The sequence below is a fragment of the Sphingopyxis sp. L1A2A genome, assembly GCF_005502465.1.
Taxonomy (GTDB): Bacteria; Pseudomonadota; Alphaproteobacteria; order Sphingomonadales; family Sphingomonadaceae; genus Sphingopyxis.
In genome coordinates, this window is the sequence record NZ_SCOT01000005.1 from 126799 (window position 1) to 152037 (window position 25239).

The 25239-nt window shown below is 65.2% G+C and carries 27 protein-coding genes, 1 tRNA gene and 1 other RNA gene; 20 read left to right on the forward strand and 9 right to left on the reverse strand.

The window, feature by feature from the left end; all coding sequences use genetic code 11:
- Positions 1-35: 35 nt before the first annotated feature.
- The 5 genes from carA to FFS68_RS05420 all read left to right on the forward strand — a co-directional run bounded on the left by carA (position 36) and on the right by FFS68_RS05420 (position 6534).
- On the forward strand, positions 36-1304 hold the full coding sequence (gene carA, locus FFS68_RS05400) for a glutamine-hydrolyzing carbamoyl-phosphate synthase small subunit (protein ID WP_137752173.1): 1269 nt from the start codon (positions 36-38) through the stop codon (positions 1302-1304).
- Positions 1301-1666 (forward strand): hypothetical protein, encoded by a 366-nt coding sequence (locus FFS68_RS05405; protein WP_137752174.1) that lies wholly within the window; start codon positions 1301-1303, stop codon positions 1664-1666. The genes carA and FFS68_RS05405 overlap by 4 nt, the downstream gene beginning before the upstream one ends.
- A 298-nt stretch (positions 1667-1964) precedes the next feature.
- Positions 1965-5300 carry a carbamoyl-phosphate synthase large subunit gene (gene carB, locus FFS68_RS05410; protein ID WP_137752175.1) on the forward strand — a complete coding sequence of 1112 codons (3336 nt, stop codon included), beginning with the start codon at positions 1965-1967 and terminating at the stop codon, positions 5298-5300.
- A 95-nt stretch (positions 5301-5395) separates the two neighbouring features.
- On the forward strand, positions 5396-5872 hold the full coding sequence (greA, locus tag FFS68_RS05415; RefSeq protein WP_137752176.1) for a transcription elongation factor GreA: 477 nt from the start codon (positions 5396-5398) through the stop codon (positions 5870-5872).
- 26 nt (positions 5873-5898) lie between these two features.
- Positions 5899-6534 (forward strand): rhomboid family intramembrane serine protease, encoded by a 636-nt coding sequence (locus FFS68_RS05420; RefSeq protein ID WP_137752177.1) that lies wholly within the window; start codon positions 5899-5901, stop codon positions 6532-6534.
- Positions 6535-6546: 12 nt separating this feature from the next.
- Here the strand turns inward: FFS68_RS05420 and FFS68_RS05425 are convergent, their stop codons facing one another.
- The 4 genes from FFS68_RS05425 to FFS68_RS05440 are packed head-to-tail and all read right to left on the reverse strand — an operon-like array spanning position 6547 to position 9249.
- Positions 6547-7095 (reverse strand): NUDIX hydrolase, encoded by a 549-nt coding sequence (locus FFS68_RS05425; RefSeq protein WP_137752178.1) that lies wholly within the window; start codon positions 7093-7095, stop codon positions 6547-6549.
- Between the two features lie 11 nt (positions 7096-7106).
- The gene (locus FFS68_RS05430) at positions 7107-7793 is read right to left on the reverse strand and encodes a hypothetical protein (RefSeq protein WP_137752179.1); all 687 of its coding nucleotides are present in this window, start codon (positions 7791-7793) and stop codon (positions 7107-7109) included.
- 12 nt (positions 7794-7805) lie between these two features.
- The gene (locus tag FFS68_RS05435; protein ID WP_137752180.1) at positions 7806-8651 is read right to left on the reverse strand and encodes a TPM domain-containing protein; all 846 of its coding nucleotides are present in this window, start codon (positions 8649-8651) and stop codon (positions 7806-7808) included.
- 1 nt (position 8652) lies between these two features.
- Positions 8653-9249 carry a LemA family protein gene (locus tag FFS68_RS05440; RefSeq protein ID WP_137752181.1) on the reverse strand — a complete coding sequence of 199 codons (597 nt, stop codon included), beginning with the start codon at positions 9247-9249 and terminating at the stop codon, positions 8653-8655.
- 144 nt (positions 9250-9393) lie between these two features.
- Between FFS68_RS05440 and mscL the strand changes: the two genes are divergently transcribed.
- Both mscL and ssrA read left to right on the forward strand, forming a co-directional pair.
- Positions 9394-9810, forward strand: a complete 417-nt coding sequence (gene mscL / locus FFS68_RS05445) for a large conductance mechanosensitive channel protein MscL (protein WP_137752182.1) — start codon at positions 9394-9396, stop codon at positions 9808-9810.
- A 105-nt stretch (positions 9811-9915) separates the two neighbouring features.
- Positions 9916-10271: a transfer-messenger RNA gene (ssrA, locus tag FFS68_RS05450) on the forward strand.
- Positions 10272-10429: 158 nt separating this feature from the next.
- Here ssrA and FFS68_RS05455 read toward each other — a convergent pair.
- Positions 10430-10840: a helix-turn-helix domain-containing protein gene (locus FFS68_RS05455; protein WP_137752183.1), complete on the reverse strand. Its 411-nt coding sequence runs from the start codon at positions 10838-10840 to the stop codon at positions 10430-10432.
- 68 nt (positions 10841-10908) lie between these two features.
- Between FFS68_RS05455 and FFS68_RS05460 the strand changes: the two genes are divergently transcribed.
- The 4 genes from FFS68_RS05460 (at position 10909) to paoC (ending at position 15488) form a co-directional block, all read left to right on the forward strand.
- Positions 10909-11547, forward strand: coding sequence for a cation transporter (locus tag FFS68_RS05460; protein ID WP_137752184.1), 639 nt, complete (start codon positions 10909-10911; stop codon positions 11545-11547).
- 144 nt (positions 11548-11691) lie between these two features.
- Positions 11692-12330, forward strand: a complete 639-nt coding sequence (gene paoA, locus FFS68_RS05465) for an aldehyde dehydrogenase iron-sulfur subunit PaoA (protein ID WP_137752185.1) — start codon at positions 11692-11694, stop codon at positions 12328-12330.
- Complete coding sequence (locus tag FFS68_RS05470) at positions 12327-13277, forward strand: xanthine dehydrogenase family protein subunit M (RefSeq protein WP_137752186.1); 951 nt, start codon at positions 12327-12329, stop codon at positions 13275-13277. Before paoA ends, FFS68_RS05470 begins: the two co-directional genes overlap by 4 nt.
- A 3-nt stretch (positions 13278-13280) precedes the next feature.
- Entirely contained in the window at positions 13281-15488 is a 2208-nt protein-coding gene (gene paoC / locus FFS68_RS05475) for an aldehyde oxidoreductase molybdenum-binding subunit PaoC (protein ID WP_137752187.1), read from the forward strand.
- Positions 15489-15513: 25 nt separating this feature from the next.
- Here paoC and FFS68_RS05480 read toward each other — a convergent pair whose 3' ends face one another.
- Complete coding sequence (locus FFS68_RS05480) at positions 15514-16089, reverse strand: nucleotidyltransferase family protein (RefSeq protein WP_171003751.1); 576 nt, start codon at positions 16087-16089, stop codon at positions 15514-15516.
- A 63-nt stretch (positions 16090-16152) separates the two neighbouring features.
- Here FFS68_RS05480 and FFS68_RS05485 point away from each other — a divergent pair, with 63 nt between their 5' ends.
- Entirely contained in the window at positions 16153-17139 is a 987-nt protein-coding gene (locus tag FFS68_RS05485) for an XdhC family protein (RefSeq protein ID WP_137752189.1), read from the forward strand.
- A 246-nt stretch (positions 17140-17385) separates the two neighbouring features.
- On the opposite strand, the gene FFS68_RS05490 is transcribed toward FFS68_RS05485, so the two are convergent.
- The 3 genes from FFS68_RS05490 to FFS68_RS05500 all read right to left on the reverse strand — a co-directional run bounded on the left by FFS68_RS05490 (position 17386) and on the right by FFS68_RS05500 (position 19605).
- Entirely contained in the window at positions 17386-18492 is a 1107-nt protein-coding gene (locus tag FFS68_RS05490; RefSeq protein ID WP_137752190.1) for a helix-turn-helix transcriptional regulator, read from the reverse strand.
- 147 nt (positions 18493-18639) lie between these two features.
- Positions 18640-18715: transfer RNA gene (locus FFS68_RS05495), tRNA-Thr, on the reverse strand.
- A 17-nt stretch (positions 18716-18732) separates the two neighbouring features.
- Positions 18733-19605, reverse strand: a complete 873-nt coding sequence (locus FFS68_RS05500; RefSeq protein WP_137752191.1) for a hypothetical protein — start codon at positions 19603-19605, stop codon at positions 18733-18735.
- Positions 19606-19667: 62 nt separating this feature from the next.
- Between FFS68_RS05500 and FFS68_RS05505 the strand changes: the two genes are divergently transcribed.
- The 8 genes from FFS68_RS05505 (at position 19668) to miaB (ending at position 25202) form a co-directional block, all read left to right on the forward strand.
- The gene (locus tag FFS68_RS05505; protein WP_137752192.1) at positions 19668-20243 is read left to right on the forward strand and encodes a NifU family protein; all 576 of its coding nucleotides are present in this window, start codon (positions 19668-19670) and stop codon (positions 20241-20243) included.
- 25 nt (positions 20244-20268) lie between these two features.
- A complete protein-coding gene (locus FFS68_RS05510; RefSeq protein WP_137752193.1) occupies positions 20269-20862 on the forward strand; it encodes a malonic semialdehyde reductase in 594 nt (197 codons plus the stop codon).
- Between the two features lie 19 nt (positions 20863-20881).
- A complete protein-coding gene (gene tsaB / locus FFS68_RS05515; RefSeq protein WP_137752194.1) occupies positions 20882-21511 on the forward strand; it encodes a tRNA (adenosine(37)-N6)-threonylcarbamoyltransferase complex dimerization subunit type 1 TsaB in 630 nt (209 codons plus the stop codon).
- Complete coding sequence (locus FFS68_RS05520; protein ID WP_249340025.1) at positions 21508-21990, forward strand: GNAT family N-acetyltransferase; 483 nt, start codon at positions 21508-21510, stop codon at positions 21988-21990. The genes tsaB and FFS68_RS05520 overlap by 4 nt, the downstream gene beginning before the upstream one ends.
- 108 nt (positions 21991-22098) lie before the next feature.
- Positions 22099-22533 (forward strand): MucR family transcriptional regulator, encoded by a 435-nt coding sequence (locus tag FFS68_RS05525; protein WP_137752195.1) that lies wholly within the window; start codon positions 22099-22101, stop codon positions 22531-22533.
- A 132-nt stretch (positions 22534-22665) separates the two neighbouring features.
- A complete protein-coding gene (locus tag FFS68_RS05530) occupies positions 22666-23091 on the forward strand; it encodes a Fur family transcriptional regulator (protein ID WP_077147848.1) in 426 nt (141 codons plus the stop codon).
- On the forward strand, positions 23060-23848 hold the full coding sequence (locus FFS68_RS05535) for a lysophospholipid acyltransferase family protein (RefSeq protein ID WP_249340026.1): 789 nt from the start codon (positions 23060-23062) through the stop codon (positions 23846-23848). Before FFS68_RS05530 ends, FFS68_RS05535 begins: the two co-directional genes overlap by 32 nt.
- Before the next feature lie 7 nt (positions 23849-23855).
- Complete coding sequence (gene miaB, locus FFS68_RS05540) at positions 23856-25202, forward strand: tRNA (N6-isopentenyl adenosine(37)-C2)-methylthiotransferase MiaB (protein ID WP_137752197.1); 1347 nt, start codon at positions 23856-23858, stop codon at positions 25200-25202.
- The last annotated feature ends 37 nt before the right edge of the window (positions 25203-25239 follow it).

The window sequence follows — 25239 nt, forward strand, 5'->3', positions numbered from 1 at the left end:
ATCGGCCGTTTAGCCCCCCGTCCGGAGCATGTTGAATGGCACCTGCCAACCCCTCTGCCGCGCCCGTTGCCCAGCCTTCCGGGGCCACCGGCGTCCTCGTCCTATCCGACGGAACCGTCCTGTGGGGCGTCGGATATGGCGCGTCGGGTGCGGGTGTGGGCGAGATTTGTTTCAACACCGCGATGACCGGCTATCAGGAAATCCTGACCGACCCGTCTTACGCGGGCCAGATCATCACCTTCACCTTTCCGCACATCGGCAATGTCGGCGCCAACCCCGAGGATATGGAGCGCGACAAGCGCGCCGCGATCGGGTGCGTCACCCGCGAACTGCCGACCGCGCCCAGCAATTTCCGCAGCGTCCAGACCTTGCCCGAATGGATGGCGGCGCAGGGGCTGATCGGCCTCGCCGGCATCGACACCCGCGCGCTGACCCGCCGCATTCGCGATGGCGGCGCGCCGACCGGCGTTGTGGCGCACAGCCCCGAGGGCAAATTCGACCTCGATAAGCTGTTGATGCTCGCGCAGGGCTGGCCGGGGCTGGAGGGCATGGACCTCGCCAAGACCGTCACCCGCGAACGCCAGGGTGCATGGGATGCGGGTGTTTGGCATCTGGGTTCGGGCTATGAGTCCCCCTCCCGCTTGCGGGAGGGGCTAGGGGAGGGCATGTCGCCAGCCTCGGACGGAACAAGCCCTCCCCCGACCCCTCCCGCAAGCGGGAGGGGAGAAGAAAAGCCCCACGTCGTCGCCATCGACTACGGCGCCAAGGACAATATCTTCCGCAACCTGGTCAAGGCCGGCGCGCGCGTCACGGTGGTGCCCGCGAAAACCTCGCTCGAAGAGATCGTCGCGCTGCGCCCCGCGGGGGTGTTCCTGTCGAACGGCCCCGGCGATCCGGCGGCGACGGGCGATTATGCGGTGCCGGTGATCAAGGGGCTGCTCGAACGCAATGTCCCGATCTTCGGCATCTGCCTCGGCCACCAGCTGCTCGCGCTCGCCGCGGGGGCGAAGACGGTGAAGATGCATCAGGGTCACCGCGGCGCGAACCACCCGGTGCAGCGCGTCGGCGGCGATTTTGGGGATGGCGTGGTCGAGATCACCAGCATGAACCACGGCTTCGCAGTCGACGCCTCGACCTTGCCGGGCGGCGTGGTCGAGACGCACAAGAGCCTGTTCGACGGATCGAACTGCGGCATCGCGATCACGGGGAAGAATGCGTTCAGCGTGCAATATCACCCCGAGGCGAGTCCGGGGCCGCAGGACAGCTTCTATCTGTTCGAGAAGTTTGTGGGGGGGCTGGTATGAGCGATGAGCCAATAGCTGCTCAAGTTGATACCAATTCTAAGGTCAGCAGTGCGCTGACCCCAGCGTTGGTGCTCGCGGCCTCGTCGATCGCAGGCGGTGTGGCGGGGTTACGAATTGGCCCCGAAGATTATCAGCAATACTGCGTTTTTCTGATGTTGGCTGGACCCGCTCTAGCTGCGTTGCAGATCATATTCTTTACTTTTGCTGATCGTGACCGCCTTCATTCGGAGCGTCACATTGAAAAGAAAATGATAATTTCTCGCCTGAGGCCGCAAATCGGCGACGCTAGATCGGTAGTAGAAATAGATGGTGATTCTCAGCTTATAGAAAACCCGCGAGCGCGAGGCCAAGGTGATGTATAATACTTTCATCCTGAACTTTAGCCCGTTTCTCAGCGATCCAAGCCCTCAGAGGATATTGGAGTATGTGAGGGGTCATGCGTTTACCTATCAGTATCTTGTGCCTTTTTCGGGAACCATTATTGTCAAATCTACGGCTGGCCTTGAACTCATTGTGAAAAGCTACACGCCATTTTTTCAGCCTTCTGATTTCTTGCTCACGCAAGCAAATCCAAGTTTTATCAACGGATTACTGCAATCCGGATACTGGGATTGGATCAATTCCAATAGCCCGCCCGCGCTAACGAGTAGCTGAAGAACAATGCCCAAAAGAACCGACATCCAATCCATCCTCGTCATCGGCGCTGGCCCGATCGTTATCGGTCAGGCTTGCGAGTTCGATTATTCGGGGACGCAGGCGATCAAGGCGTTGAAGGAGGAGGGTTACCGGATCGTCCTCGTCAACTCCAACCCCGCGACGATCATGACCGACCCCGACCTGGCGGACGCGACCTATGTCGAACCGATCACGCCTGAGATTGTCGCAAAGATCATCGCCAAGGAAACCGCGCTGCATCCGGGCGGCTGGGCCGTGCTGCCGACGATGGGCGGGCAGACCGCACTCAACACCGCGCTGGCGTTGTTCAACGACGGCACCCTGACCAAATATGGCGTCGAGATGATCGGCGCCGATGCCGAGGCGATCGACAAGGCCGAGGACCGCATCAAGTTCCGCGACGCGATGACCAAGATCGGTCTCGAAAGCGCGCGTTCGGGCATCGCCCATACACTGGACGAAGCGCTCGCCGTGCTCGAACGCACCGGCCTGCCGTCGATCATCCGCCCGTCGTTTACTTTGGGCGGCACCGGCGGCGGCATCGCGTATAATCGCGAGGAGTTCGAACATATCGTCCGCGGCGGCCTGATCGCCTCGCCGACCACCGAAGTCCTGATCGAGGAATCGCTCCTCGGCTGGAAAGAATATGAGATGGAGGTGGTGCGCGACCGCAAGGACAATTGCATCATCATCTGTTCGATCGAAAATGTCGATCCGATGGGCGTGCATACCGGCGACAGCATCACCGTCGCCCCGGCGCTGACGCTGACCGACAAGGAATATCAGATCATGCGCAACGCGAGCATCGCGTGCTTGCGTGAGATCGGGGTCGAAACCGGCGGGTCGAACGTCCAGTTTGCGGTGAATCCCAAGGACGGCCGCTTGATCGTGATCGAGATGAACCCGCGCGTGTCGCGTTCGTCGGCGCTCGCGTCGAAGGCAACCGGCTTCCCGATCGCCAAGGTCGCGGCCAAGCTCGCGGTCGGCTACACCCTCGACGAGATCATGAACGACATCACCGGGGTCACCCCGGCATCGTTCGAACCCACGATCGACTATGTCGTCACCAAAATCCCGCGCTTCGCCTTTGAAAAATTCAAGGGCGCCGAGGCGGTGCTGTCGACCGCGATGAAATCGGTCGGCGAAGTGATGGCGATCGGCCGCAATATCCATGAGAGCATGCAGAAGGCGCTGCGCGGGCTGGAAACCGGTCTGTCGGGCTTCAACTTCGTCGACCGCCTCAAGGGCGCGACCCACGACCAGCTGCGCAGCGAGCTCGCCAAGGCGACCCCCGACCGGCTGCTCAACGCCGCACAGGCGATCCGCGAAGGGCTGCCCTTGTCGGAAATCAACCGCATCGCAGGCTACGACATGTGGTTCCTCGAACGCATCGAGGAAATCGTCGAGGCCGAGAAGCAAGTGTGCCGCGACGGCCTGCCGCGCGATGCCGAAGGGCTGCGCAAGCTGAAAGCCATGGGCTTTTCGGACAAGCGCCTCGCGTACCTCGCGCTGCAATCGGCGAACCTGCAACCCGGCACGCGCCGCGCGACGGCGAGCGGCCGCGGGCTGATCCACGAAGCGGTCAAGGCGATGACCGGCGGCGTGACCGAGATGGAAGTGCGTCAGCTCCGCCACAAGCTCGGCGTCCGCCCGGTGTTCAAGACGATCGACACCTGCGCCGCCGAATTTGCGGCGCAGACCCCCTATCTCTACTCGACCTATGAAGCGCCGACCTTTGGCGAGCCAGAATGCGAGGCGAACCCGAGCGACCGCAAAAAGATCGTCATCCTTGGCGGCGGCCCGAACCGGATCGGGCAGGGGATCGAGTTCGATTATTGCTGCTGCCACGCGTGCTTTGCGCTCGAAGAGGCGGGCTATGAGACGATCATGATCAACTGCAACCCGGAAACGGTGAGCACCGATTATGACACTTCCGACCGCCTCTATTTCGAGCCGTTGACCGCCGAAGATGTGCTCGAAATCCTGCATGTCGAGCAGCAGAACGGTATGCTTGTCGGTGTGATCGTCCAGTTTGGCGGCCAGACTCCGCTCAAGCTCGCGCAGGCGCTGTCCGACGCGGGCATCCCGATCCTCGGCACCTCGCCCGACGCGATCGACCTCGCCGAAGACCGCGAGCGGTTCGCGGCGCTGGTCAACAAGCTCGGCCTCAAACAGCCCGAGAACGGCATCGCGCGCAGCCGCGAGGAAGCGATCGCGGTCGCGGCGCGCATCGGCTATCCGGTGCTGACGCGCCCCTCCTATGTGCTCGGCGGCCGCGCAATGGAAATCGTCGACGATCAAGCGCAGCTGGAAAATTACATCGAGACCGCGGTGCAGGTATCGGGCGACTCGCCGGTGCTGATCGACCGCTATCTCCGCGATGCGATCGAGGTCGATGTCGATGCGCTGTGCGACGGCACCGATGTGGTGGTTGCGGGGGTACTCCAGCATATCGAGGAGGCCGGGGTCCATTCGGGCGACAGCGCCTGCTCGATCCCGCCGTACAGCCTGTCGCCCGCGATCATCGCCGAGATCGAGCGCCAGACCGAATTGCTAGCGCGTGCGCTCGAAGTGCGCGGCCTGATGAACATCCAGTTCGCGGTCAAGGGCGACGACGTCTATCTGATCGAGGTCAACCCGCGCGCCAGCCGCACCGTGCCCTTCGTCGCGAAAGCGGTGGGTTCGCCGATCGCCAAGATCGCGGCGCGGGTGATGGCGGGCGAAAAGCTCGCCGACCTGCCGAAGATCAACCGCGACATCAAACATGTCGCGGTGAAGGAAGCGGTGTTCCCCTTCGCGCGCTTCCCCGGCACCGATCCGGTGCTGTCGCCAGAAATGAAGTCCACCGGCGAAGTCATGGGAATCGATCGCAATTTCAACCTCGCGTTCGCGAAAGCGCAGCTGGGGGCGGGCGACCGGCTGCCGACCGATGGCCGCGTGTTCGTGTCGGTCAAGGACAGCGACAAGCCACGCATCATCGGCGCGGTGAAGCAGCTCGCGGCGTGGGGATGGAAGGTGATCGCGACCGGCGGCACCGCCGACTATCTGGCGGGCGAGGGGATCGCGATCGAGCGCGTCAACAAGGTCGCGCAGGGCCGCCCGCATATCGTCGACCGGATCAAGGACGGCGACGTCCAGCTGATCTTCAACACCACCGAGGGGTGGCAGAGCCTGCAGGATTCGCAGTCGATCCGCGCCTCGGCGCTCGCGGCCGACGTCGCCTATTACACGACGGCGGCGGGCAGCGATGCCGCGACCCATGCAATTGGGGCGCTGCGCGCGCACTCTCTTGAAGTAAAGCCGCTTCAAGACTATTATTGAAGGACCGCTCCACCCCCCGACATTGACGGAACAGCGGCGCAGCCGCCCGGCGAAGTTTCGCTGGCGGCGGATTATTGACGAAGGACAACAGGATAATGGCAAGCGTTGAAAAGGTACCGATGCTGGCAGAAGGCTATGAGAAGCTGAGCACGCAGCTCACCGCACTCAAAGCCGAGCGACCGCTGATCGTCGATGCGATCGAGGAAGCGCGCGCGCATGGCGACCTTTCGGAAAATGCCGAATATCACGCCGCGAAGGAACGCCAGGGCCAGGTCGAAGCGACGATCGGCGACCTGGAGGACAAATTGTCGCGCGCGCAGGTGATCGATCCGACGATGCTGTCGGGCGACCGCATCGTGTTTGGCGCCACCGTGACCCTCGCCGACGAGGACGAAAAGCCGGTCAAATACCAGATTGTCGGCCAGGCCGAAGCCGATGCCAAGGATGGCAAGATCAGCTATAACTCGCCGCTCGGCCGCGCGCTGATCGGCCGCCGCGTCGACGACGAGATCGAAGTCACCGTGCCCGCGGGCGACAAATATTATCTGGTGAAGAAAATCGAATTCATCTGATGGGTCGCCATGGGACGGGATAGCCGATGAAGCCGCAGGACGCGCCGCTGGTCACCGGCTATGCGCTGGCGTGCGTAGTCGTCTTTGTCCTGCTGTGGATCACCGGGTTCCAGGTCGACGCGATCATCCGCGCTGGGTTCATTCCGGCGCGCTTCGGGACTGAACTGATCGTTCCGCCGGGGACGATGGTGCCGTTCTTCCTCACCCCGCTCACCTCGGCCTTCCTGCACGGCGGCGTGCTGCACATCGTCTTCAACATCGTCGTGCTGCTGTTTATCGGACGCCAGCTGGAGGCGCCATTGGGCGCCAAGGCGATGGCGGTGCTGCTCCTCGCCGGCGCCTATGCCGGCGCCTTCGCGCAGTTTCTGGCCGATCCGGCGTCGGCGGTGCCGATGATCGGCGCCAGCGGAGCGATCTCGGCGGTGATCGCCGTGTTCGCGCTGATCTTCAGCCGCTCGCAGGCACCCGCGATCGGCCCGATCCCAGCGCATTGGGTGCGCGCGCTCTGGCTCGCGGCGGCGTGGATTGCCGTGCAGTTGCTGATCGGCTTCGCGGGAGGCGGCGGCTTCGGCGCGATCGCGATCTGGGCGCATGTCGGCGGGTTTCTGGCGGGACTGCTGCTGGCGCGGCCATTGCTGCGGTGGCGGTTCGGGGCGCGGTAATCCTCCCCTAAGTCAGAGGTTGGCCAGCAACCCACCCGTCAGCAGCATCGCCACCCGCACATCGATCCCGCACCCTTCGGCGCGTTTCGCCGCAACGAAATCGGCAATCCCGTCCAGCGGCACCCGGTGGACGATGATGTCCTCGCTATCGACCCCGCCGCCATCGCCGACCCTGGTCAGCCCGGTCGCGACCAGCAGGGTGAAGCTTTCGCTGACCATCCCCGGCGAGCTGAAAAATTCGCCGACCGTGCGCCAATGCGCGGCGCGATAGCCGGTTTCTTCCTCCAGCTCGCGCGTCGCCGCCACGTCCGCCGCCTCACCCGCGCTGTCGTCGCCGACCAGTCCTGCAGGCAGTTCGAGGCAATTCACCTTGAGCGGCACGCGATATTGTTCGACCAGAATGACGTGGCGTCCGTCGGCTGCATCGTCGATCGCCAGGATCACCGCGGCATGGATGCCGCGCGAGCGCGACACATATTCCCACGTCCCCTGCTGCTTGACCGTGATGAAGCGGCCCTCCCAGCGGGTTTCGATGGGGGTGTCGGGGGCAGGGCGGGACATGAAATGCGCTCCTAAATCTCGATCAACCGATCGGGCAGTTCGTTCGGATTCTCGCTGCCGCGCGGAAAATGTTCGGCCAGGACGACGCCCATCTGCGTGACCGCCGCTGCCATGCCTGCACCCGGCTCGCCCGCGCGCACCCGTTCGATCAGCGCCGCCATCGCATCGCCCCACACGTCGGGCGACACTTTCGCCGCAATTGCCTCGTCGGCGACGATGTCGGCGCGATGTTCTTTCAGGCTGAGGTACAGCAGCACCCCGGTGCGCCCCAAGGTTTTCGCCTCGGTACCGACCTTGAACAGGTCGACGGCGCGCGCGCGCACCCGCTGCGCCTTGATCGCGCGCGGGGTTAGCGCCAGCCGCAGCGGCCGCCACAGCAGGATCAACCACATGGCGATCCATTTGACGACGCCGATGGCAATCACCGTCCCCAGCCATTGATTGGCGGTCAGCTCATAGCCCCAGCCGCCGGTCAGCCGGTCGTAAAGCCCGCGATAAAATTCGGGAAACAGCGCGACCACCGACATCGCGATAAAGGCGACGACGCTGGCCCACACGAGCGCGACATCGTCATAATCATTCGATTGCGTCGCAACGACGGTAACGATCTCGCCGCTCGTATGCGCCTCCGCCGCGGCGACCGCGACGGTGACGACATCATGGTCGGCGGCGCTGACATGGCTGATTTTCTTTGGCACGATCTGTGTCCCCTACCAGCCGCCGGAGGCGCCGCCGCCCCCGAACGAGCCGCCACCGCCCGAAAAGCCACCAAAGCCGCCGCCACCGCCGCCGCCGCCCCAGCTACCGCCGCCCCAGGATGAACCGCCGCCGCTGCCGCCGCCCCAATCGTCGCCGCCCCAGATGATGATCGGCGCATCCCACGGACGCCCCTTGCGCCGCTTTTTGCCGCGCCGCCCGATCCGCGCCAGCATCGGCAGGACGAAGAAAATGAAGATGATGAAGCCGACAAAGAACAGACCGCCAAAATTGCCGTCATCGGCGCGGTCGCGTTCCTGCGCCGCCGCCGCCTGCGCGCGCGCCGCGGCTTCTTCGGGCGACAGCTGGATCTGTTCGGCGATCGCATTGACCCCGGCCCGGATGCCGCCCGGATAATCATTCGCCTTGAATCGCGGCGTGATGGTATCGCGGATGATCCGTCCCGACATCGCGTCGGTCAGCACCGGTTCCAGCCCCAGCCCGACCGCGATGTGCATCCGCCGCTCGTTCGGCGCGATCAGAAAGACGACGCCGTCGTCCTTCTCGGCATCGCCGATCTGCCACTCGCGGCCCAGCCGATAGCCATAATCGGCAACATCGCGGCCTTCCAGATCGCTGACCGTTGCGACCACCAGCTGGTGCCCGGTCTTTTTCTCCAGTTCGAGCAGCTGCGTATTGAGCGCCGCTTCCTCGCCCGCCGGAATGACGCCGGCCTGATCAACGACCGGATTGCCCGCCAGCCTGGGAAAAGTCTGCGCGGCGGCGGGGGCAGCGGTCAGCAACAGTAGCCCGGTCAGGGCTGCCGTTGCGAACGGACGAAGCAGGGCGGTCAGGCCCATTTTACTGCCCGAAATCGACCTTCGGCGCCTGATTGGCGTTCGGCGTCACCGCGCGATACGGGGTCATCGGCTTGGCGCCATGGACAATCTTGGCGCCGATGATGTCGGGGAAGGTGCGGATCGTCGTGTTATAATCCTGCACCGCGCCATTATAGTCCTGCACCGACACGTTGATGCGGTTTTCGGTGCCCTCCAGCTGGGTCATCAGGTCGGCGAAGCGCGCCTGGCTTTTCAGGTCGGGATAGGCTTCAACGGTCACGAGCAGGCGGCCGAGTGCGCTCGACACATTGCCCTGCGCCTGCTGGAACGCCTGCACCTTGGCGGGATCTTCCAGATCGTCGGTGCTGAGTTTCACCTGCGTCGCCGACGCGCGCGCCTGGATCACGCCTTGCAGCGTCGATTGCTCGATCTGCGAGGCGCCCTTGGCGGTTTCGACGAGGTTGGGGATCAGGTCGGCGCGGCGCTGATATGCGGCCTCGACATTCGCCCATTTCGCCTTGGCGGCTTCTTCCTTGGTGGGAACGCTGTTGATGCCGCACGCGGACAGCGACACGGCCGCGACGGGGATAATCAGCCAACGGGCAGAACGCAAAGTCATGGGTCAGGCACTCCCTTCGCGCGGCACGGCGCCGCGCCAACTGCCTTAATATAGTAAGACGCCCGCCCACCCGCAATCATTGACGCCGATAATCGTGTCATGCAGTCTGAAACCCGCAATCGAAGCGACCAAAGGGGTGAGAACATGATCAAGGATTTCAAGGCGTTTTTGAACCAGGGCAATGTCATGGGACTGGCGGTCGGCGTCATCATCGGCGCGGCATTCGGGACGATCGTCAAATCGCTGACCGACGATGTCTTGATGCCCTTTATCGGCCTGATCACCGGCGGCGGGGTCGATTTCACCAACAAATATCTGATCCTGTCGGGCGGGGAGAAGGTCACCGCCGGGATGACGCTGGCTGCCGCCAAGGCGAGCGGCGCCAATGTGATGGCGCTCGGCAGCTTCGTCACCGCGATCATCAATTTCGTCCTGCTGGCGTTTGTCGTCTTCCTGCTGGTCCGCCAGGCGAGCAAGTTCATCAAACCGGCCGAGGCGCCGGCCGGTCCGACCGAGGTCGATCTCCTCACCGAAATCCGCGACGAGCTGCGGAAGAAATAGCCCACACCCGTTCGTGTCGAGCGAAGTCGAGACACCCATGCTGGGTGCTCGGCCTCACGGCATCTCGACTTCGCTCGATGCGAACGGAAAGAGAGGAACGGTTGCGCCCTTTCATTCGGCGCGCAGGCACCCTATATAGGCCCTGTCGGTTTCGGCCGACTATGGTGATAAATGGTGTCGTGGAATAGACACAGCGGACCCGGGGGCAGTACCCGGCGGCTCCACCACAAACCCGCCGATCCGACAGGAAAAGCGGGCTTCTGACGGGGCCGAACCAGGATCGACGTGTGTTCAAAGACGATATTTTTGCCCGGGCTGAGTAACCCGTTCAAGGCTCAAAACCAATAGGTGCTAACGATAACGAAGCACTCGCTCTGGCTGCCTAACCGATAAGCCTCACGGCCTAAGGTTAGACAAATAGAACGCGGTTCGGACCGAACCGGGCAACAGAATCGGATACCAGCGGCTGGGGACGAGCCGGGCAACAGAATCGTCCCACCTTTTCCCATAAACCATCCACCCACCTCGTCATTCCCGCGAAAGCGGGAACCCAGGGCGTGGTCAGCCGACGTCCGCCCTGGGTCACCGCTTTCGCGGGAATGACGAATGGAAAGGGGCGTCAGTGCGCCCCCGCACAACCGCCATGATCACCCAGCGCCTCGATCACCCGGCAATCGGCGGCGACCCCGCCGCGGCAGCGCCCGACGATGCGCGCCAGTTCGTCGCGGAGCAGGGTCAGCTGCGCGATCTTGTCCTCGACCTGCGCCAGATGGCGGCTCGCGATGCGGTCGGCCTCGCTGCAATCGCGTCCCGGATCGTCCGACAGGTCGAGCAGCGAGCGGATTTCCTCGATCGTGAAGCCCAGGTCGCGCGAATGGCGCACGAACGCCAGCCGCGACCGGTGCGCGTCGCCATAGCTGCGGTAGTTCGCCGCGGTCCGATCCGGCTCGGGCAACAGCCCGATGCGCTCATAATAGCGGATGGTTTCGATATTGGTCCCGGTTGCCCGCGACAATTCACCGATTTTCATGGCTTGACCCTGTAGTTGCTACAGGGTGCATAGAGGGTATCGACTCGAATATCAAAGGAGCCTCGACCGTGGCCGATCAATGCTGTGCCGGCGCCAGCGGCAAGACCGCGCTGGACGACCCGCGCTGGCGGCGCATCCTGTGGATCGCGCTGCTGATCAACGCCGCGATGTTCGGGGTCGAGATTGTCGCGGGGGTCGCCGCGGACTCGCGCGCGCTGCAAGCCGATGCGCTCGATTTTCTGGGCGACGCCGCCAATTATGCGATCAGCCTGGGGGTTGCCGGGATGGCGCTCGCGTGGCGTGCGCGCGCCGCAATGGTCAAGGCGGTGACGATGCTCGCCTTTGGCCTGTGGGTGCTGAGTTCGGCGGTGTGGGGTTTCGTCAGCGGCTCAGCGCCGCATGCCGAAACCATGGGGTTGATCGGCGCGCTCGCGCTCGCCGCCAATGTCGCGGTCGCGCTGATGCTCTATCGCTATCGCACCGGCGACGCGAACATGCGCTCGGTGTGGATCTGTTCGCGCAACGACGCGATCGGCAATGTCGCGGTGATGGGCGCTGCGCTCGGCGTGTTCGGCACCGGGCAAAGCTGGCCCGACCTTGCGGTGGCGGCGATCATGGCGACGCTGGCAATCTGGGGCAGCATCGAGGTTTTTCGCCAGGCGCGCGGGGAACTTGCCACTGTCGCGGCGGGTTCGGCTGGTAGCTGACCGATCGGTATGTTAATCTGATTCCCGAATCCGAAATTTCTGCGCCGACGCGGCAACCGATAATGCACGCGCGGCATTGACTGCCTGACCTTCCCGTGGGCGCCTCTGCCCGACGGCAACCAGAAACAGAATCGGGGACGCGCGATGCAAACGCCTGGGGATCTTGATTTTTCGCGCCGCGGCGTGCTCGCGGGCGGGGCGTCGGTGGCGGCGGTGACCGTCGTGCCGACGCGCGCCAGTGCGGCGCCAACAAAGGCCGCAACCGCGCCGCCGACCGCAAAGGTCGCGTTTGAAGTGAACGGGACGCCGCACGCGCTCGAACTCGACACACGGACGTCGCTGCTCGACGTGCTGCGCGAGCAGCTGCAGCTGACCGGCACCAAGAAGGGCTGCGATCATGGCCAGTGCGGCGCCTGCACCGTCATCGTCGACGGGCGGCGGATCAACAGCTGCCTGACGCTGGCGGTGATGCACGACGGCGACAAGATCATAACGATCGAGGGGCTGGGCACTCCGGACAAGATGCACCCGATGCAGGACGCGTTCGTCGAACATGACGGCTATCAATGCGGTTATTGCACCCCGGGCCAGATCTGCTCGGCGGTCGCGGTGCTCGACGAGATCAAGGCCGGCATCCCCAGCCATGTCACCGCCGACCTGACCAAAGCGCCCAAAGTCACCGCGAGCGAACTGCGCGAGCGGATGAGCGGCAATATCTGCCGCTGCGGTGCCTATTCGAACATCATCGACGCGATGACCGATGTGGCGGGAGTGAAGGCATGAAGAGCTTCACCTATGAGCGCGTCGAGACGCCCGCCGCCGCCACCGCCGCTTTTGCCAAGACAAAAGGCGCCCGCTTCATCGCCGGCGGCACCAATTTGCTCGACCTGATGAAGCTGGAGATCGAGACCCCGGCGCATCTGATCGATGTCAGCCGCCTGGCGCTCGATACGATCGAGCCGACAACCGACGGCGGACTGCGCATCGGGGCGATGGTCCGCAACACCGATCTGGCCGCCGATGCCCGCGTGCGGCGCGACTATGGCCTGCTGTCGCGGGCGCTGGTCGCGGGCGCGTCGGGCCAGCTGCGTAACAAGGCGACGACCGCGGGCAATCTGCTCCAGCGCACCCGCTGCCCCTATTTTTACGACACCAACATGCCGTGCAACAAACGCAAGCCGGGCAGCGGCTGTGCGGCGATCGGCGGATTCAGCCGCCTGCACGCCATCGTCGGCGCCAGCGACGCCTGCATCGCCACCCACCCCAGCGACATGGCGGTCGCGATGCGCGCGCTCGACGCATGGGTCGAAACGGTCGATGGCGCCGGCAAGACGCGTTCGGTCCCGGTGGCCGATTTCTATCGCGCCCCGGGAAAGACGCCGCACCTCGACACGGTTCTCGCGCCCGGCGAGCTGATCACTGCGGTGACGCTGCCGAAACCGGTGGGCGGTACGCATATCTATCAAAAGGTCCGCGACCGCGCCTCCTATGCCTTTGCGCTGATTTCGGTCGCGGCGGTCGTCCAGAAGGACGGATCGGGCCGCGTCGCGCTGGGCGGCGTCGGTTACAAACCCTGGCGGATCGAGGCCGCCGAAGCCGAGCTGCCGCGCGGCGCCAAAGCGGTCACCGCCAAGCTGCTCGCGGGCGCCAAGCCGAGCCACGAAAATGCCTATAAACTGCCACTGGTCGAGCGCACGCTCGCCGGGGTGCTGGCACAAGCAAGGGGCTGAGCCATGAAGTTCGACACCCCCGCAACGACCAACCCGATCGACCAGCTGAAGGTGATCGGCAAACCCACCAACCGCATCGACGGCCCGCTCAAGACGACCGGCCTCGCCCCCTATGCCTATGAACGGCACGATGTCGCGGCGAACCAGGCCTATGGCTATGTTGTCGGATCGGCGATCGCCAAGGGGCGGATTTCGTCGATGAACCTCGATGCCGCGAAAGCCGCCCCCGGGGTGCTGGCGATTGTCACCGCTGGCACTGCGGGCAAGCTCGGCAAGGGCAATTTCAACACCGCCAAACTGCTCGGTGGCCCGGCGATCGATCATTATCATCAGGCGATCGCGCTCGTGGTGGCCGAAACGTTCGAGCAGGCGCGCGCCGCGGCGGCGCTGGTCCGCGTCGAATATGCGCGCAGCAAGGGCGCTTTTGAACTGGCCGCCGCGCTCGATGCCGCCATCAAGCCGCCGGCGGTGTTCGGCACCGAACCCGATAGCAGCGTCGGCGATTTTGCCGGCGCCTTTGCCGCCGCCCCGGTCCAGCTCGACGCCCGCTACACCACCCCCGACCACAGCCACGCGATGATGGAACCCCACGCCTCGATCGCGGCGTGGGACGGCGACAAGCTGACGCTGTGGACGTCGAACCAGATGATCGCCTGGTCGGTCGGCGACATGGCCAAGACGCTGGGCATTCCCAAGGAAAATATCCGGTTCGACTCGCCCTATATCGGCGGCGGGTTCGGCGGCAAATTGTTCAACCGCGCCGACGTTCTGCTTGCCGCGCTCGGGGCAAAGGCGGCGCGGCGGCCGGTCAAGGTTGCGCTGCAGCGCCCGCTGATGATCAACAACACCACCCACCGCCCGGCGACGATCCAGCGGATCCGGATCGGCGCGACAGCGGATGGCAAGATCACCGCGATCGGTCACGAAAGCTGGTCGGGCGACCTCCCCGGCGGCGGCCCCGAAACCGCGGTCGCGCAGACGCGGCTGCTATACGCGGGCGCGAACCGGATGACCGCGATGCGGCTGGCGGTGCTCGATTTGCCCGAAGGCAATGCGATGCGCGCGCCCGGCGAAGCGCCGGGGTTGATGGCGCTCGAAGTCGCGGTCGACGAGATGGCGGAAAAGCTGGGGATCGATCCGATCCAGTTCCGCGTCATCAACGACACCCAGGTCGATCCCGAAAAGCCAAGCCGCCCCTTTTCGCAGCGCCAGCTCAACGAATGTCTGAAAACCGGCGCCGACAAATTCGGCTGGGCCAGGCGCAATGCCAAACCGGGCATGACCCGCGACGGCCAGTGGCTGGTCGGCACCGGGGTCGCCGCGGCGTTCCGCAACAATATGAACGCGCCATCGGCGGCGCGCGTTCGCCTCGACACAGCGGGGGTGGTGACGGTCGAAACCGACATGACCGACATCGGCACCGGCAGCTACACGATCATCGCGCAGACCGCCGCCGAAATGATGGGCTTGCCGCTCGACAAGATCGTCGTGAAGTTGGGCGATTCGGCGTTCCCGGTGTCGGCCGGATCGGGCGGCCAGTGGGGCGCCAACAGCTCGACCGCCGGGGTCTATGCCGCCTGCGTCAAGCTGCGCGAAGCGGTGGCGCAAAAGCTGGGCATGAACCCGCTCGACGCGGTGTTCGCGGGCGGCAAGGTCAAGGCGGGGCGGCGCAGCGCGGCGCTGGGCGACGCGGCCAAAGACGGCGAACTCGTCGCCGAGGACAAGATGGACTATGGCGATCTCGCCGAAAAATATCAGCAATCGACCTTTGGCGCCCATTTTGTCGAGGTCGGGGTCCACGCCGCGACCGGCGAAATTCGCATCCGCCGGATGCTCGCGGTGTGCGCCGCGGGGCGCATCCTCAATCCCAAGGCGGCGCGCAGCCAGGTCATCGGCGCGATGACGATGGGCGCGGGATCGGCGCTGATGGAGGAGCTCGCGGTCGACAAACGCTTCGGCTTTTTCGTCAACCACGACCTTGCCGGCTATGAAGTCCCCGTCCACGCCGACATCCCGCATCAGGAGGTGATCTTCCTCGACGAAACCGATCCGACGACGTCGCCGATGAAGGCAAAGGGTGTTGGCGAGCTGGGGATTTGCGGGGTCGCGGCGGCGGTCGCCAATGCGGTCTATAACGCCACCGGCATCCGCACGCGCAATTATCCGATCACCCTCGACAAATTGCTCGATAAATTGCCTGCGATTGCATGATCGCGCGCCGGTCGAGGCACAATGTTCAGCCTCGCAAGTCTTCCGGCCGGTCGATGTCCGCCAGTTCGTCGGCGCTGGCGGTCACCAGCGCGGCACCGGCGAGCAGCGCCTTGCCGCCCCGGTCCCCGGCGCTGGCGGACAGGCGATCGAACAGCGCACGCGCAAACAGCGCGGGCGGCATGGCCGCCGTGCCATCGCTCGACCCCACGATAGGCACCGCCGCCGGATCGAAGCGATCGAGCAGTCGGTTGAGATGCCCGGCGCTGACAAACGGCATGTCGGCAAGGCACACCAACGCCGCCGTTTCCCTGCCGCGCGCCGCTTCGGCGATGCCGCACGTCAGCGAATGGGACAGCCCGCGTTCCGGCTGCGGATTGCCGACAATCTCGAAACCCAGCTCGACCAGCTGCCCCGCCAGCGCCCCGTCGGCGTCGCCGCAGACCGCAATCCGGCGCCCGGGCGCCAGCGCGATGATCCGCCGCGCGGCATGCAGCGCCAGCGGTTCCCCCGCCAGCGGGGCCAGCAGCTTGTCGTCGGACCCGAACCGCCGCGATTCGCCCGCGGCGAGCAGGATGGCGCTAATGTCGCCGGCGTCGATCATGATGGCCGCTTTCCCTCCTTGCCGCGCCCGCCGCGCGTCCGGCATCCTCACCCCAGAACGGCGATGATAGCAACCACCCCCGCCGACATCTTGCGCTTCGCTGTGGCCCGCGTCGATGAAGGCGTCGGCGCGGTGCTGGTGACCCTGACAGCCATCGACGGATCATCGCCGCGCGCGGTCGGCGCGCAGATGGCGGTGGCCGCCGATGGCCGCCATATCGGCTCGTTTACCGGCGGCTGTATCGAAGCGGCGGTGGTCGCCGAGGCGATCGGCACGCTGGGCGATGGCGCAGCGCGGCTCGTCCGCTTTGGCGCCGGGTCGCCCTATCTCGACATTCGGCTGCCGTGCGGCAGCGGCATCGACCTGCTGTTCAACCCGCACCCGGACCGCGACGCGCTCGCCCGAACGCTGGCGCAGCACGACCGGCGCGAACCGGCGGCGCTGCGCCTGTCAAAGGCGGGGGTGCTGCCCGGCTCGGACCCCGGTGCCGGCACCGGTTGGCAGGGCGACGCGTTCCTGCTCTGCTATCCGCCGACGCTCCGGATCGTCGCGATGGGGCAGGGCGAAGAACTCACGGCGCTGGCGCGGCTGGCGCGGGCCTTCGGCGCCGACGTCTGCGCGCTCTCGCCCGACGATCGGGCGTTGGCGGCGCTCGCTGCGGCAGGTTGCGAGACGATCGCGCTGACCACACGCACGCATCTCCCGCCGCTCGCCACCGATCGCTGGACCGCGATCATCTCGCTCTTTCACGACCGCGACTGGGAAGAGGCGTTGCTCCCCCCTGCGCTCGCCGCCGCCAGCTTTTACATCGGCGCGATCGGCAGCCCGCGGACGCAGCAGGATCGGCGCGATGCCCTGGCCGCGGCGGGCATTCCCCGGCACCGGCGCGACAAGCTGCAAACCTCGGTCGGGCTGATCCCCGCCACCCGCGATCCTGCGACGCTGGCGCTGTCGACGCTGGCGCAGATCGTGCTGGACTATCACCGGATTGGCCCATCAGCGGCGGCGGCGCAACCACCCGCGGCCGCGCAGGCTTTTCGCGACCGCTGATCCGAAAAGAGCCCCGCCGAAATTCGGTGGGGCTCTTCCAGGTCGCACACAGCAATCTACTGGCGAGGACCCTCGCCCTGTCGTTCTGGGTCGCGTAGAACGACAGGAATATCCTGAGCCCGACCCCTTCGACGCATCGCCGGATAAACCGGCACGATGCAGTCGAAGGAATGGCCCCCCCTTAGTCCTTGCAAATGGACCTTTATTTGGGACCGGCGAAAGGTTCATCCCCCTGTTGGGGGGTACTCAACCAAGGATCGGCGCCAGCAGCCGCATCAATCCGGCCTCGCCATCGACGCCGCATTTCAGATAGACCTGCTTGATCTGGCCGCGCAGCGTTTCCGTCGTGACGCGGCGTTCCGCCGCGATCCGGGGCCGCGGTTTGCCTTCATATAGTCGCATCGCAATATCGGCCTCGGCCGGGCTGAGCCGATAGATCGCCGCCAGATACTGCGCCACCCCGGCGCGATCGCGCTTGGGGCCGTTGGCGATCAGGATCGCATGCGGCAATTTGCCCAGCGACCATTCGCGTTCGGGCAGGCAAAAGCCCTCGATCACCGTCGGCGGTCGATCTTCGGCAACTGCGATCTTGGTGCGGACATGGTTCATGCCGCCGGGCGCGATCAGCGCCTGGATCGCCTGACGCAGCGTAAACGGCGATCCCGCCGCGTCGATCGACCGGCCCGAAATCCGGATGTCGCCGGCGCTCAGCATCGCTTCGGCGCCGCTGCTGTGGGCGAGCAATTGGCCGCGAACGTCGATGATGAAGGCGCTAACCTGAATCGCGTCGAAAGCGCCGGCCAGCAGCTTGGCCTGCTCGCCTTCCAGCTTTTCCTGCAACCGCACTGCGCGCCGCGCCGCCTTGGCGCCATGGCCAAAGATTTTGCGCTGCGCCGCGGTCGTGCGACCATCCTGGCGATCGCGCAACGTGGCCAGGCCGACGATGCCGAAATTGTCGATCACCAAATTGGTCTGGCACCCGAACGGAATGCCGATCTCTTCGCACCAGTCAAGATAGTCGGGCGAGGCCAGCTGGGGGATGACCCGGTCGTAATGGTCTTCGTGCAGGATGGGGTCGTAAAAGCCGCGCTCGACATGCCGGTTCGACGCGGCAACACGAAAATTATGGGTTTCCGAACCCCAGCCGCTGGCCGCGAAATGCTCGATCAGGTCGCTGCCGAAATTGGTCACGATGTTGAACGGAATTTCGCGGGCGCCGCCGACCCCGATCAATTGGCCATGACCCGATCCGGTGTGACCGGCCAGCGCGTCCAGCGCCTCCAGCCACCGGTCGGGCTGCAGCGCCGCCTGCATGAAAATCTCGTCCCAGTCCGGTTCCGTCCGCTGCCCCATCGTGTTCGCTGCTTGTTCAATCGTGCCCCAATGTCTCGCCATGTCACCCAAGTCTGTGACAAAAGCCAACAAATTAACTTTAAAAATGTTGAACGAACCGTGCAGCGGCGGCGATACCGCGCTTGTTTGGGGCATGCCGGAACGGGCTGGTGCCGACTGTCAGACTCGAACTGACGACCTACCGCTTACAAGGCGGTTGCTCTACCAACTGAGCTAAGCCGGCGCCCGGCGCTCCTTGCTTCAAATTACGCCAAAGGTCCAGCCTTCGGTGCGCGCGAGCGCAGCGTTTAGCGGCGACGGCGACCAGGCGGCCGCCTCACCCGCAATGCTGCGCAGCCAAGCGGCGGTCAGCAGCGCGTCGCAGCTATGATCGCTCATCGGACCGGTTCGTCCCGCTGGCGGTGAGCCCAATGCCGCCAGCGCAATATCAAGCGCCCGGCCATCGCGGATCTTGCTGCGCCCGGCCGCTATCCCGCCGGCGCGCGCCGCGACCCCGGTATAGATTTCGGCGAGCAGCGGGCCGCTCGTGGGCACCGGATCGAGCGGCCACAGCGGCATCATGGGGTGCAGCCGGTGGAGCAGGCGCATGCCCGCCAGGCTTGCCTTGCCGACCTGCGCGGCGCCGACCAGATTGAAATTGCTGACGCTTGCTGCCTGTTTCGTGGCGCGCTGGTGCTGCTCGACGATCCGCAGCCGTCCCGTGCCGGGCGCGAACAGGTCGCCGACATCGCCCTGCGCGTGGCGAAAATGTCGCCGCGCTTCGGGGTGCGCCAGAAATCCGCCGATCTCATAATGCGGGTCGGCCGCTGCCAGCTGTTCGACAAGCGCCCACAATCGGGTGATGTCCGCCGGGCTTTCGTCCCATTCGGGAAAATAGCCGCCGCAATCGGCAAAGGCGAACGCCGCGGAAAAATCGAAACCGACCAGCATGTCGGTGCCCGATGCCGCGACATCCTGCAACCACGCCAGGATTTCGGCGCGTGACCAGACATGGCCGGGGCGTTGCAGTTCGGGCGCGCCGGTACCGCTGGCCACTGCCAAGGCGATGCCGCGCTGCCGCGGCCCGCGCGCGCCCGACCAGTCGATGGCGGCAAAGTAGGCAAAGCGGCGCATCGGCGGGCTTTAGCGCGCGCTGGCGGCTTGCACAAAGCCTCGCTCCGCCCCACATGCACCCCATGCTGATCGAAACCGAATCGACGCCCAATCCGGCGACGCTCAAATTCCTCCCCGGCCGCGCGGTGATGGAGGCGGGAACCCGCGACTTTGCCAACCCCGAAGAGGCCGAGGCGTCGCCGCTGGCCAGTGCGCTGTTTTCGCTCGGCGATGTGACCGGCGTGTTTTTTGGCCGCGATTTCGTATCGGTCACCGCTGCGCCCGGCGTCGGCTGGAGCGACCTCAAGCCCGACGTGCTCGGCATCCTGATGGATCATTTCGTCGCCGATGTGCCGCTGTTCAACGCTGCCAGCGCGGGCTTTGCGGTGCCGCCAGAGGATGAGGCGGGCTTTGCCGACGACCCCGCCGACGCCGACATCATCGAACAGATCAAGGAACTGATCGAAACGCGCGTCCGTCCCGCGGTGGCCAACGACGGCGGCGACATCGTCTATCGCGGCTTCGACAAGGGCAATGTGTATCTCAAGATGCAGGGCGCCTGTGCCGGCTGTCCCTCCTCGTCGGCCACGCTCAAGAACGGCATCGAATCGCTCTTGAAACATTATGTTCCCGAGGTAACGGCGGTCCACGCCGTCTGACCAATTTTCACCGAGGAGTTAGCCCATGAGCGAGCCGCTATCCGACCGCGCTCTCGACCAGCTGTTTCGCACCGCGCGCACCTATAACGGCTATACCGATCGGCCGGTATCGGAGGATCAGCTGCATGCGATCTGGGATCTGATGAAATACGGTCCGACCAGCGCCAACTGCCTGCCGGCGCGGATCATCTGGTGCACCTCGGACGCGGCGAAGCAAAAGCTCGCGGCGCTCGCGATGCCGGCCAATGCCGGAAAAATCCTTGCGGCGCCGGTCACCGCGATCATCGGCATGGATCTGGAATTCTACGAAAATCTGCCCGAGCTGTTCCCGCACGCCGACGCGCGCAGCTGGTTCGTCGGCAACGATGAACTGGCGAAGGCGACGGCGTTCCGTAACTCCAGCCTGCAGGGCGGCTATTTCATCCTTGCGGCGCGCGCCCTTGGGCTCGACACCGGCGCGATGTCGGGGTTCAGCAACGACGCGGTCGATGCCGCCTTTTTCGCCGACCAGCCCAGCGTCAAGAGCAACTTCATCGCGACCCTCGGCTATGGCGATCCGGCGTCGATCTTCGAGCGCAGCCCGCGCCCCGATTTCGGCCGCTTCAACCGCCTCGCCTGAGCCGGATTTCTCTACCCCCATGCGCCATTTGGTGATCGATTCGGCGAGTGAGGCCTGTTCGGTGGCGCTGCTGGAAGCCGGGGCGGTCGTCGATCATCGCCACGCGGTGATCGGGCGCGGTCATGCCGAACGCCTCGTCCCGCTGATCGCCGAGCTGGCGAGCGGCGGGCGCGCCGACGCCATCGTCGTCGGCTGTGGTCCGGGCAGCTTTGCCGGGGTGCGGATCGGGGTCGCCGCGGCGCGGGCGCTGGCCTTGGGCTGGCAAGTGCCGGTGCACGGCTTTTCGACCCTAGCGCTGGTCGCCGCGAGCGCCGCCGACGCGATCGCCGCCGCGGGCGGCGCGCTGGTCGTGATGGAGGGCGGGCATGGCCAATGGTTCGTCCAGCCCTTCGCCGCCGACCTGGCGCCGCGCGCCGCGGTGCGCTCGCTGCTTCCCGAAGATGCCGTGGCGCTCGATGACGCACTCGTCGTCGGCAACCGCGCCGAACCTTTTGTCGCGCACCGTGGCAGCGGGCGGGCGCTGGCGGTGCTGCCCGACGCGCGCGCGTTCCTGCGGCTGCCGCCCGCCGCGCTGATCGACCAGCCCAGCCCGATCTATGGCCGCGCCCCCGACGCCAAACCGATGCCGAAGTCGATAAGCGCGGCATGACGGGCGACATCCGCCTTGCCACCGCGCGCGTCGGTGATCTTGCCGCGGTGATGCGCGTGATGGATGCCGCGTTTGCCCCGACCTATGGCGAAGCGTGGAGCGGGGCGCAGCTGCTCACCCTGTTCGCCTTGCCCTCGGCGCGGGTCTGCATCGCCTGGGATGGTGACCAGCCGTGCGGATTTTCGGCATCGCGCATTGCCGGGCCGGAAAGCGAACTCTTGCTGCTCGCGGTCGACCCCGCCTGGCGCGGCCGCGGGATCGGCCGACTGTTGATCCAGGACTGGCAGCTTTGGGCCAGCGCGCAAGGCGCCGATGAGTATTTCCTCGAAATGCGCGCCGACAATGATGCGATTCACCTTTATGCGCGCGCCGGGTTTTCGGAAGTTGGACGGCGTTCTGCTTATTACCGCGGTAATGACGGCGTGATGCGCGATGCTATTACCATGCGGCGGTCCAGGATTGCGACAGGCGCGGACTGATCGGTCATTGCGGAATTGCACCGAAAGTGGCAGTAATCCGCGTGGCGGAACAAATATTCCAATATTCGCCGACCAATCTTCTGGGTAAAAATAATAAGGAACAGTCTCATGTCCGATCAAGCCGATACCAATGAAATGCTGGTTACCCTGACCGCCGACATTGTCGCCGCGCACGTCAGCAACAACAGCGTCGCAATTTCCGATCTTTCGCTGTTGATCAATAATGTCCACGCCGCGCTGTCGGGACTTGGCAGCGCCCCGGTCGTCGAGGAAAAGCTGGTGCCGGCGGTGTCGATCCGTACCTCGGTCAAGCCCGACTTCATCACCTGTCTCGAAGATGGCAAAAAGCTGAAGATGCTGCGCCGCCACCTGATGACGCATTATGGCATGACCCCCGACGACTATCGCGCCAAATGGGGGCTGCCCGCCGACTATCCGATGGTCGCGCCCAATTACGCCGAAAAGCGCCGCGCACTGGCCAAGGAAATCGGTCTGGGTACCAAGGGCCGCGGCGGCGGGCGCAAGCGCAAGGCGAAAGTCTGACGCTTTCGCACCGGTCCGGCGCAGCGCCGGGACGGGGCGCCGCCGCCGGGTGCCGCCCTTGTCCTATCGCGGGGCCGACCCTATACAGTTGTCATAACAAAGACACGGCTGCATCTTGCAGGAAAGGCCAGCATGTCCGGTACCATCGATCTTGAAGCCCTGTGCCACGAAAAGGGGCTGCGTATTACCGAGCAGCGCCGCATCATCGCGCGGGTGATCTCGGATTCCGAGGATCATCCCGACGTCGAGACGCTGTACGAGCGCGCGTCAAAGGTCGACAGCGGCATTTCGATTGCCACCGTCTATCGCACCGTGCGCCTGTTTGAAGAGGCGGGCATTCTCGATCGCCATGATTTCGGTGACGGCCGCTCGCGCTACGAAGCCGCGCCCGAGGCGCATCACGATCATCTGATCGACGTGGAAACGGGCAAGGTGATCGAATTCGTCGATCCCGAACTCGAAGCGTTGCAAAAGGTGATCGCCGAACGGCTGGGCTTCCGCCTCGTCGACCATCGCATGGAGCTTTATGGTGTCGCCCTCGATCGCAAGCGCGACTGATCGCGCCGCGATCACCTGGCGGACGGTCGCCCGCCTGACCCTGATGGTGCTGGCGCTGCTGTTTCTGATCGTCCCGCATCTCCTCTACCGAGCCGTCGGGCGGCCGTCGCCGATGGTCATGGCGTTCCTCAATGCCGCGGGCTGGATCGCCGGACTGCGCATCCGCACCACCGGCACCCGGCTGCGCCGCGACGTCCTGTTCGTCTCGAACCATGTCAGCTGGCTCGACATCCTCGCGCTCGGCGGCGCAGCGCGTTCGGCCTTTGTGTCCAAGGCGGAAGTGAAAACGACCCCGTTCGTCGGCTGGCTCGCCGATCAGAACAGCACCATCTATGTCCAGCGTGACACCCGGCGCGACATCCACAGCCAGGCGAACAGCCTGCGCGACGCCCTCGCGCGCGGCCGCCCGGTGACGTTGTTTCCGGAGGGCACGACCGGCCCCGGCGACGGCTTGCTGCCGTTCCGCGCCTCGCTGTTCCAGGCGGTCATCCCGACCCCGCCAAAGCTGCGCGTCCAGCCGGTGTTCCTCGACTATGGGCCGGAAGCGAGTGACATCGCCTGGCTCGACCCCGAATCGGGGCTCGACAATTTCAAACGGCTGCTCGCCCGCAAGCGGCCGATCCCGCTGACGATCCACTATCTCGAACCGCTGCCCGATAAGGCTGAGCACGACCGCAAGGTCATCAATGAGGCGGCGCGCGCTGCCATCGCCGCCGAAATCGTGGCGGCTTCCGCCGCGCCGCGGCATCGCCTATAGCGCGCCGATGACATCCGACTCCCCCCAGACCGCCAAAACCTTCCACGTCAAATCCTTCGGTTGCCAGATGAACGTCTATGATGGCGAACGCATGGCCGAGATGTTGGGCGCCGAGGGCTATGTCGCCGCCGCCGATGGCGCCGACGCCGACCTCGTCGTGCTCAACACCTGCCACATCCGCGAAAAAGCCGCCGAGAAGGTTTATTCGGACATCGGCCGGTTGAAACGCGCCGACGGCAGCCGCCCGACGATCGCGGTCGCGGGCTGCGTCGCGCAGGCCGAGGGCGCCGAAATCGCGCGCCGCGCCCCCAGCGTCGATGTCGTCGTTGGCCCGCAGGCCTATCACCGGCTGCCCGACCTGCTCGCGCGCGCCGCGCGCGGCGAGAAAGCGGTCGACCTCGACATGCCCGCGATGAGCAAGTTCGGCGCGCTGCCCGGCCGCGCCGCGGGCCAGCGCCCGACCGCCTTCCTGACCGTGCAGGAAGGCTGCGACAAATTCTGCACCTATTGCGTCGTTCCCTACACCCGCGGCGCCGAGATCAGCCGGCCGTTTGCCGACCTGATCGCCGAGGCGCGTGCGCTGGTCGCCGGCGGCGCGCGCGAAATCACCTTGCTGGGCCAGAACGTCAACGCCTGGGATGGCGAAGACGGCAAGGGCAGGGCGATCGGCCTCGACGGACTGATCCGCGACCTGGCGCGCGAGGACGGGCTGGAACGGATCCGCTACACCACCAGCCACCCCAACGACATGACCGACGGGTTGATCGCCGCGCATGGCGAGGTCGATAAGCTGATGCCGTTCCTCCATCTGCCGGTGCAGGCGGGCAGCGACCGCATCCTCGCGGCGATGAACCGCAGCCACAGCAGCGAGAGTTATTTGCGCGTCATCGAACGCGTCCGCGCGGTGCGTCCCGACATCGCGATCTCGGGTGATTTCATCGTCGGTTTCCCCGGCGAGAGCGAGGAAGATTTCCAGGCGACGCTCGATCTGATCCATCAGACGCGCTATGCGATGGCGTACAGCTTCAAATATTCGCGCCGCCCCGGCACGCCGGCGGCAACGATGGATGACCAGATTTCCGAAGCGGTGATGAACGATCGCCTCCAGCGCTTGCAAGCGCTGCTCAACGAGCAGCAGCAGGCTTTTAATGAAGCGAGCGTCGGCAGCACGACGCGGCTGCTACTCGAACGCAAGGGCAAGCTGGACGGGCAGCTGATCGGCAAGACGCCGTGGCTCCAGTCGGCGCATGTCATCGCCCCCGGCCTCGCGATCGGCGACATGATCGACGTGCGGATCGTGTCGGCCGGTGCCAACAGCGTTGCTGCCGAGCCGTTGATGGAAGAGGTCGCTTAGTGCGACGGGCGGAAGCTGTCTCCACGAAGACACACCC

Excerpts from the sequence above, each read along its gene's own strand:
- FFS68_RS05500 (WP_137752191.1), bottom strand. The coding sequence starts at position 19,605 with ATGCGCCGCTTTGCCTACTTTGCCGCCATCGACTGGTCGGGCGCGCGC.
- FFS68_RS05440 (WP_137752181.1), bottom strand. The coding sequence starts at position 9,249 with ATGACTTTGCGTTCTGCCCGTTGGCTGATTATCCCCGTCGCGGCCGTG.
- FFS68_RS05455 (WP_137752183.1), bottom strand. The coding sequence starts at position 10,840 with ATGAAAATCGGTGAATTGTCGCGGGCAACCGGGACCAATATCGAAACC.
- FFS68_RS05405 (WP_137752174.1), top strand. The coding sequence starts at position 1,301 with ATGAGCGATGAGCCAATAGCTGCTCAAGTTGATACCAATTCTAAGGTC.
- mscL (WP_137752182.1), top strand. The coding sequence starts at position 9,394 with ATGATCAAGGATTTCAAGGCGTTTTTGAACCAGGGCAATGTCATGGGA.
- paoC (WP_137752187.1), top strand. The coding sequence starts at position 13,281 with ATGAAGTTCGACACCCCCGCAACGACCAACCCGATCGACCAGCTGAAG.
- FFS68_RS05530 (WP_077147848.1), top strand. The coding sequence starts at position 22,666 with ATGTCCGGTACCATCGATCTTGAAGCCCTGTGCCACGAAAAGGGGCTG.
- FFS68_RS05425 (WP_137752178.1), bottom strand. The coding sequence starts at position 7,095 with ATGTCCCGCCCTGCCCCCGACACCCCCATCGAAACCCGCTGGGAGGGC.
- FFS68_RS05520 (WP_249340025.1), top strand. The coding sequence starts at position 21,508 with ATGACGGGCGACATCCGCCTTGCCACCGCGCGCGTCGGTGATCTTGCC.
- carB (WP_137752175.1), top strand. The coding sequence starts at position 1,965 with ATGCCCAAAAGAACCGACATCCAATCCATCCTCGTCATCGGCGCTGGC.
- FFS68_RS05525 (WP_137752195.1), top strand. The coding sequence starts at position 22,099 with ATGTCCGATCAAGCCGATACCAATGAAATGCTGGTTACCCTGACCGCC.
- FFS68_RS05480 (WP_171003751.1), bottom strand. The coding sequence starts at position 16,089 with ATGATCGACGCCGGCGACATTAGCGCCATCCTGCTCGCCGCGGGCGAA.
- FFS68_RS05435 (WP_137752180.1), bottom strand. The coding sequence starts at position 8,651 with ATGGGCCTGACCGCCCTGCTTCGTCCGTTCGCAACGGCAGCCCTGACC.
- FFS68_RS05485 (WP_137752189.1), top strand. The coding sequence starts at position 16,153 with ATGATAGCAACCACCCCCGCCGACATCTTGCGCTTCGCTGTGGCCCGC.
- paoA (WP_137752185.1), top strand. The coding sequence starts at position 11,692 with ATGCAAACGCCTGGGGATCTTGATTTTTCGCGCCGCGGCGTGCTCGCG.
- FFS68_RS05535 (WP_249340026.1), top strand. The coding sequence starts at position 23,060 with ATGGTGTCGCCCTCGATCGCAAGCGCGACTGATCGCGCCGCGATCACC.
- greA (WP_137752176.1), top strand. The coding sequence starts at position 5,396 with ATGGCAAGCGTTGAAAAGGTACCGATGCTGGCAGAAGGCTATGAGAAG.
- tsaB (WP_137752194.1), top strand. The coding sequence starts at position 20,882 with ATGCGCCATTTGGTGATCGATTCGGCGAGTGAGGCCTGTTCGGTGGCG.
- FFS68_RS05505 (WP_137752192.1), top strand. The coding sequence starts at position 19,668 with ATGCTGATCGAAACCGAATCGACGCCCAATCCGGCGACGCTCAAATTC.
- FFS68_RS05470 (WP_137752186.1), top strand. The coding sequence starts at position 12,327 with ATGAAGAGCTTCACCTATGAGCGCGTCGAGACGCCCGCCGCCGCCACC.
- FFS68_RS05490 (WP_137752190.1), bottom strand. The coding sequence starts at position 18,492 with ATGGGGCAGCGGACGGAACCGGACTGGGACGAGATTTTCATGCAGGCG.
- FFS68_RS05510 (WP_137752193.1), top strand. The coding sequence starts at position 20,269 with ATGAGCGAGCCGCTATCCGACCGCGCTCTCGACCAGCTGTTTCGCACC.
- FFS68_RS05420 (WP_137752177.1), top strand. The coding sequence starts at position 5,899 with ATGAAGCCGCAGGACGCGCCGCTGGTCACCGGCTATGCGCTGGCGTGC.
- miaB (WP_137752197.1), top strand. The coding sequence starts at position 23,856 with ATGACATCCGACTCCCCCCAGACCGCCAAAACCTTCCACGTCAAATCC.
- carA (WP_137752173.1), top strand. The coding sequence starts at position 36 with ATGGCACCTGCCAACCCCTCTGCCGCGCCCGTTGCCCAGCCTTCCGGG.